The organism is Bacilli bacterium (genome assembly GCA_036381315.1).
Lineage (GTDB): Bacteria > Bacillota > Bacilli > Paenibacillales > KCTC-25726 > DASVDB01.
The window spans coordinates 20,789-27,233 of sequence record DASVDB010000046.1 but is presented as its reverse complement, the minus strand read 5'-3'; the positions used below and the strand labels follow the sequence as shown (position 1 = coordinate 27,233).

Here is a 6,445-nt window from a genome sequence, read left to right as displayed (position 1 = left end):
ACAACTTGTCGAAGCAGCCGAGGCATCCGGCGCGACAGTTTTGTCGGTGCAATCCAAACAATTCGAGCCGCAAGGAGCGACAGTTTTGGTAATGCTTTCGGAAAGTCATCTCTCCATCCACACGTATCCTGAGAAAGGATTTGCCGCGATCGACTGCTATACGTGCGGCGAAACAGTTGATCCGCAGGTGGCGGTTGACTGCCTGGTTTCGGTTCTAAAGCCTGAAAAAGTGTACGCCAAAAAGTTGATTCGCGGGTTGGGCGAAATTCAGGTGGATTCTCCCGTTGTCAAACAAATGGAATTGGCGAAATAAGCGATAAGCCAAACAGGCAATAGATGGCTGACTATGGTCTCTTCCGATTCCATAGTCTTTTTTGTTTTTTCTCCCCATAGTAATAATTGGTAAGAAGACAAGGCGGGGAGATGCTTATGGCATATCGGAAAAAACGGATCAGTATGACCGCCGTCATCGCGTTTATTTTGACCGCATTCATGGTTTACCAATTGGCGGCGCTTTTGCGGGACGATCATCAGGCGAACGCGGATCCGCGGCGGCTTTTGTACCAGGTGGCGTTATTCCAGATGGAAGTGCTGAACGGTTATTTGAGCGAGACGGGAACGATCGCGACGACCAGGCAACTGGATGTGTTAAGGCAGGCGGCATATGCGGCGGATTATACGCATGAACGCCTGGTGCTTGCGGTTGGCGAAAAGCATTTGACCGAATTGAAGTCTATCGGCGAGCTGTTGGAATATATATTGCGGCTGCAAATCGGCGGAGATCGCCCGCTCAACAAAAAAGAAACGGAAACTTTGCAGAACGCGTCCGGCATTTTTTCGCAAATGTTTGAAGTGTATGGCGCGCTGTTTTCCAGCGGCGGGGGCATATATTCCTCGCAAAATGAAAAACTGAAATTATTGGACACGGCGTTGTATGAAGCATTGCGCCCGTCAAGAATAGAATAAGTATCAATTGTCGGAATTTGTTCAAATTTGGCCTGCGAGCGCCGTACAGATTGTGTTATAATGCTACATGACGTTCTTGGCGGAAATGATAAAATGTAGGTGAGGCACATGCACATTTTGGCTATCGGGCTGGATTATCGGAAAGCTCCCGTTGCGTTGCGCGAAAAGTTTACAATTAGCGAAGAGGATTTGCCCGAAGCGCTAAAGCGGCTGCGGCAGACGAGAAGCATTTTGGAATGTGTCATTGTGTCCACGTGCAATCGGACGGAAATTTATGCGGTGGTTGACCGCAAGTATATTTGCGGGCATTATGTGCGGACGTTTATGTCCGAATGGTTTCGGATTCCGCTGCACCAATTTTCCGGCTTGCTCACAACCTACGAAGACGACGCGGCGATCCGGCATTTGTTTCAGGTCGCCTGCGGCCTTGACTCCATGGTAATCGGCGAAACGCAAATACTTGGGCAGGTGAAACAGGCGTTTTTGATCGCGCAGCGGCAAAAAACGACCGGAACCTTGTTCAATACCCTGTTTAAACAAGCCGTGACGCTGGCCAAACGAGCCCATTCCGAAACGGAACTTGGCGAAAACGCGGTATCGGTCAGCTATGCCGCGATTGAATTGGGCAAGCGCATTTTCGGCAGCTTCCGGAAAAAAAATGTGATGGTGATCGGCGCGGGCAAAATGAGCGAATTAACCGTTAAACATTTGCTGGCAAGCGGCGTTGACCAGGTGGTGGTGGCGAACAGGACGCTGAACAAAGCGGAACAGTTGGCCAAAAGTTTTTCCGGGGCGGCATGCGCGATGGAGGAAATCGAGGCGGCGCTCGTTGACAAGGATATTGACATCGTGCTCAGTTCGACGGGGGCGCATGGGCTTGTCTTAACGCGCGCGCAGGTGGAACGGGTGATGTCCCGCCGTCCGGCGAAGCCTTTGTTTATGATCGACATTGCGGTTCCGCGCGATCTTGATCCCGGCATCGCCCAATTGCAAAATGTTTATCTGTACGATATTGACGATTTGCAAGGCATCGTGGATGCCAATATAGCCATTCGCAAACGGGAAGCCGTGAAGGTTGAGCAGATGATTGCGCAGGAAATGGATGCCTTTGCCCGGTGGTACAGAACGCTGGGCGTCAGTCCGCTTATTCGCGCCTTGCAGGAAAAAGCGGAAGCCATCCATCATGACACGATGGAAAGTTTGCTGCGCAAGCTTCCCGACTTGTCCGAGCACGAGGTCAAAGTCATTCGCAAACTGAGCAAAAGCATGATCAACCAAATGATCCATGAGCCGATCTTGCGGATTAAAGAACTGGCCGCGGAAAAGCGCAGCCAGGAAGCAATGGCGTTGTTTACGCAATTGTTTGCATTGGAAGGCCTGATTCAGGAAGACGCGGCACTTGCCGGGAAGGACAAGCCCGCTGAAACGGACAGCCTGATCAAGGATGCGTTGACCCCTGTTTCTCCGGCGATTGTTCGTTCCTGATCGCGCCTGCGGCGGGAGGATGGCGATGGTAGCAAAAAGCTGGATGTATGATGCGATCATGTATTTGTATGCCCTGAGCCTGTTGTTTTATTTCTCCGATTTTGTGGGAAAAAGCCGGAGAGCAAAACAAACAGGCACAGGGTTGCTTGCTTTTGTCTGGGTTTTGCAAACGCTCTTCTTTTTCATGCGGGCGTCGTCGTTGCAAGCGCCGGCCGCCTTTTCCATGTTTGACTCGCTTTTTTTCTATTCGTGGCTGATTGTGACGTTGTCGCTTGCCTTGAATTTTTTCATGCGGATGGATTTGTTTTTGCTGTTCATCAATCTGGTCGGCTTTGCGGTTTCGGCGCTGAATTTTTTCAGCGACGAGTATGTGTCGCCGCTCCTTGCGCGTTGGGATATTCAGGATGAATTGTTGTTTGTGCATGTGTCGCTGGCGATAGCCGGATATGCGGCGTTCACCGTATCGGCGGTTTTGTGCGGCATGTATTTGATTTTAAACAGCAAGTTAAAGCGCAAAAAATGGGACGCGACTGCCAAAAGGCTGCCGAATCTGAAGAGCATTGAAACCGGCGCCTACTTGTGCGTGCTGTTCGGCACTCCGTTGTTTGTTTCGTCGTTGGTGCTGGGCGTTGTCTGGATCGTCCTGACCGGCGAAAACCGCTTGTTGCTTGATCCGAAAGTGCTAAATTCGCTTATCATTATCGCCGCGTACGGATTTTATCTGATTCAGCGCATTGCTCGCCGCAAGCCGGGCAGCACGTTGGTTCGCTGGAATTTGGCGGCATTTGCGTTTGTCGTGGCTAATTATGCGATCTTTAACTGGGTATCGCAGTTTCACCAATGGATTTGGAGGTAACCGCCGTTGCCTGAGCTTTATCCGATCCTCCTTGATTTGCAGGAGAAAAAATGCGTGGTCGTAGGGGGCGGCAAGGTGGCGGAAAGAAAAATCGCCGCCTTGCTCGCCGCCGCTGCCGAAGTCGTTGTCGTCAGTCCGGTCGTAACGGCCGGGATCGAGCGCATGCGCTTGGCCGGCAACTTGCGCGTGTTGCTGCGGGAATACGGCGAAGACGTATTGCGCGGGGCGAGTCTGGCATTCGCTTGCACCGATTCGGATGATGTGAATGCGCGAGTTTGCGCGGATGCGCGAAAACAGGGCGTTTTTGCCAACAACGTAAGTCAGCCCGAAAAAGGCGATATGCGCAATATGGCGTGCCTTCGCCGCGGCAAACTGCAAATATGCGTGGCGACAGGGGGAGCCAGCCCACTGTTGGCACGGCAATTGATTCGGCGCCTGGCGGATGAATTCGGCCCGGAATATGCGACGTATGTCGAGTTTCTTGAGGAGTTGCGCAGCAAGGTCCAAATAGCGAATTTTAGCGCGGACAAGCGGCGCCGTATTTTGGCATCCGCGCTGCAATGGGGTATACTGGAACAAATCGGCAATGACACTTTTATGGCGAATCGGGATTCGATTTTGCGGGAATTATTGGAGGCGCGACATGAAGACGATTTACGTGGGAACCCGGCAGAGCGCGCTTGCCGTCACGCAGACGGGACAAGCGATTGAACTTTTGCAAAAAGCATGCGCCGAGCGCGGGCTTGATGTTCGGTTTGCAACAAAGAAAATCGTTACCAAAGGCGATCGCATTCTGGACGTTACGTTATCCAAAGTGGGCGGGAAGGGGCTGTTCGTCAAGGAATTGGAGCAAGCGCTTTACGAAGGCGAGATTGATATCGCCATACACAGCATGAAAGATGTGCCGGCGCAATTGCCGGACGGGCTTGTGCTCGGTGCGGTGCTGACACGGGCGGACCCGCGCGATTGCGTTATAACCAGGGACGGGAGACCGTTTGCCGAGCTGCCGCAAGGCGCGAAAGTCGGCACAAGCAGCCTGCGGCGTTCCTGCCAGCTAAAAGCGAGCCGCCCGGATTTACAGCTGCAATCCATTCGCGGCAATATCGACTCGCGCTTGCGCAAACTCGCCTCCGCGGGCCTGGACGCGGTGGTGCTGGCTGCGGCGGGATTGATCCGGATGGGCTGGGAAGACCGCATCACGGAACGATTGCCCGTTGACATTTGTTTGCCCGCTGTCGGCCAGGGGGCGCTGGCGATCGAGTGCCGCGCCGACGACAGGGAAATGCTGGAGTTGCTCAAGCTTGTTAACGATCAAAAGACGCAGATGACCGTTGCGGCGGAAAGAGCGTTTTTGAACCGTTTGGATGGGGGATGCCAAATTCCGCTCGGAGCGTTTGCGGAGTTCGTAAATGACCCGGCTTCTGCCGGAAATGCCGGGGCAATTCGGCTCACCGGCATGGTCGGCGCGCCGGACGGCAGCCGCATGCTGCGGGAATCGGCGGTTGGCGCCGATCCAATACAATTGGGCACAATCCTGGCGGAACGGTTGATCGAACGGGGAGCAGACGACATTTTGGCGCAAGTTAGGGGTTAAGCGATGGCACGCACGGGGAAAGTATATTTGGTTGGCGCCGGACCGGGCGATCCGCAATTGATCACGGTGCGCGGCCTTAAACTGTTGCAAGCGGCAGATGTGGTTGTGTACGATCGGTTGGTTGGCCCGCGGCTGTTGAAACACTGCCGGGACGACGCGGAGAAAGTCTTTGTCGGCAAGCGCGCCGACAGGCATACGATGCGTCAGGAGGAGATCAGCCGGATGCTTGTGGAATACGCGCTGCGCGGAAAAACCGTCGTACGCTTGAAGGGCGGCGATCCTTTTGTTTTCGGCAGGGGCGGCGAAGAAGCGGAATTGCTCGCGCAAAACGGCATCGCATACGAAATTGTGCCGGGCGTTACGTCCGCCATTGCCGTTCCGGCATATGCGGGCATTCCCGTGACGCACCGCGACTTCGCCTCTTCCTTTGCCGTCGTCACCGGACATGAATCCCCGGATAAGCTGGATGAACGCATCAGGTGGGAACACTTGGCGCACGGGGTCGATACGCTTGTATTTGTCATGGGCGTCGCGCGCATTCGCCATATTGCCGCAAAGCTGCTTTCCGCCGGCAAGCCGCCGGAAACGCCGGTTTGTCTCATCCGTTGGGGAACTACGCCGGAGCAGCGCACCTTGTCCGGAACGCTCGCGACCATTGCCGACGCGATCGAAGCAAGCGGATTCAAGCCGCCGGCGATAACCGTGATCGGTGATGTGGCGACATTGCGGGACAAACTTGCCTGGTTTGAAAAAAAACCGCTGTTCGGCAAACGGGTGCTGATTACCCGCCAGGCCGAGCAAGCCGGAGAGTTGGCCGGGCTGATCGCGCATCTGGGCGGCGAACCGTTGGAACTGCCCGTAATTGCGACGCGCGCGCCGCAGGCGCAAGCGCAACGGCAAAAAATGCGGGACGCGTTAACGCGATTGTCCCGGTATGATTGGCTTATATTTACAAGCGCAAACGGGGTTAAGTTTTTCTTTCAGGAACTAAAAGCGCAACAGATCGATATACGCCAAATGCGCAACGCGAAAATCGCCGTGGTCGGCCCGAAAACGTATGACGCTGTTGCGGCGCAAGGGATTTTCCCCGATTTTTCGGCTGAGCAATTTGTGGCCGAAGGTTTGTTTGCCGCCCTTTCCCCCCATTTGCGGCGCGGACAGCGCGTATTGTTGCCGCGTGCCGATATCGCCAGGAACTGGCTGCCGGAAAAATTGCGCGAAAGCGGTCTTAAAGTGACGGAAGTAGACGCATATGAGACGGTCCGCGCGGAAGTGGACGCGAGCGAAGCGATCAGCCGGTTAAAGCGCGGGCAGATCCATGTTGTCACGTTCACCAGCTCGTCAACCGTGCGCAATTTATTGCGGCTTTTGCGCGAGCAAAGCGGCGATGATCCGCTCGCGCTGTTGCGGCATGCGGAAATTGCCTGCATTGGGCCGAAAACGGCGCAAACCGCAAGCGAATGCGGGCTTAACGTTACATACACGGCGGCGGATGCGACGATCCAATCGCTTGTCGAGGCCATTCTATGAAGATACGCTTAAGG

The 6,445-nt window shown here is 54.5% G+C and carries 7 protein-coding genes; all 7 read left to right on the top strand.

Going from position 1 to position 6,445, the window contains the following annotated elements:
- Positions 1–313 (top strand): adenosylmethionine decarboxylase (gene speD / locus VF260_03555; GenBank protein ID HEX7056262.1); only part of this gene is annotated, 313 nt, incomplete at its 5' end.
- Between the two features lie 116 nt (positions 314–429).
- A complete protein-coding gene (locus VF260_03550) occupies positions 430–966 on the top strand; it encodes an S-adenosylmethionine decarboxylase (protein HEX7056261.1) in 537 nt (178 codons plus the stop codon).
- Positions 967–1,074: 108 nt separating this feature from the next.
- Positions 1,075–2,451, top strand: a complete 1,377-nt coding sequence (gene hemA / locus VF260_03545; protein ID HEX7056260.1) for a glutamyl-tRNA reductase — start codon at positions 1,075–1,077, stop codon at positions 2,449–2,451.
- 25 nt (positions 2,452–2,476) lie between these two features.
- Positions 2,477–3,307, top strand: a complete 831-nt coding sequence (ccsA, locus tag VF260_03540; GenBank protein HEX7056259.1) for a cytochrome c biogenesis protein CcsA — start codon at positions 2,477–2,479, stop codon at positions 3,305–3,307.
- A gap of 6 nt (positions 3,308–3,313) precedes the next feature.
- Positions 3,314–4,018 (top strand): NAD(P)-dependent oxidoreductase, encoded by a 705-nt coding sequence (locus tag VF260_03535; protein ID HEX7056258.1) that lies wholly within the window; start codon positions 3,314–3,316, stop codon positions 4,016–4,018.
- Positions 3,951–4,901 carry a hydroxymethylbilane synthase gene (gene hemC / locus VF260_03530; GenBank protein ID HEX7056257.1) on the top strand — a complete coding sequence of 317 codons (951 nt, stop codon included), beginning with the start codon at positions 3,951–3,953 and terminating at the stop codon, positions 4,899–4,901. The genes VF260_03535 and hemC overlap by 68 nt, the downstream gene beginning before the upstream one ends.
- Before the next feature lie 3 nt (positions 4,902–4,904).
- Positions 4,905–6,431 (top strand): uroporphyrinogen-III C-methyltransferase, encoded by a 1,527-nt coding sequence (gene cobA / locus VF260_03525; protein HEX7056256.1) that lies wholly within the window; start codon positions 4,905–4,907, stop codon positions 6,429–6,431.
- Positions 6,432–6,445: the final 14 nt, after the last annotated feature.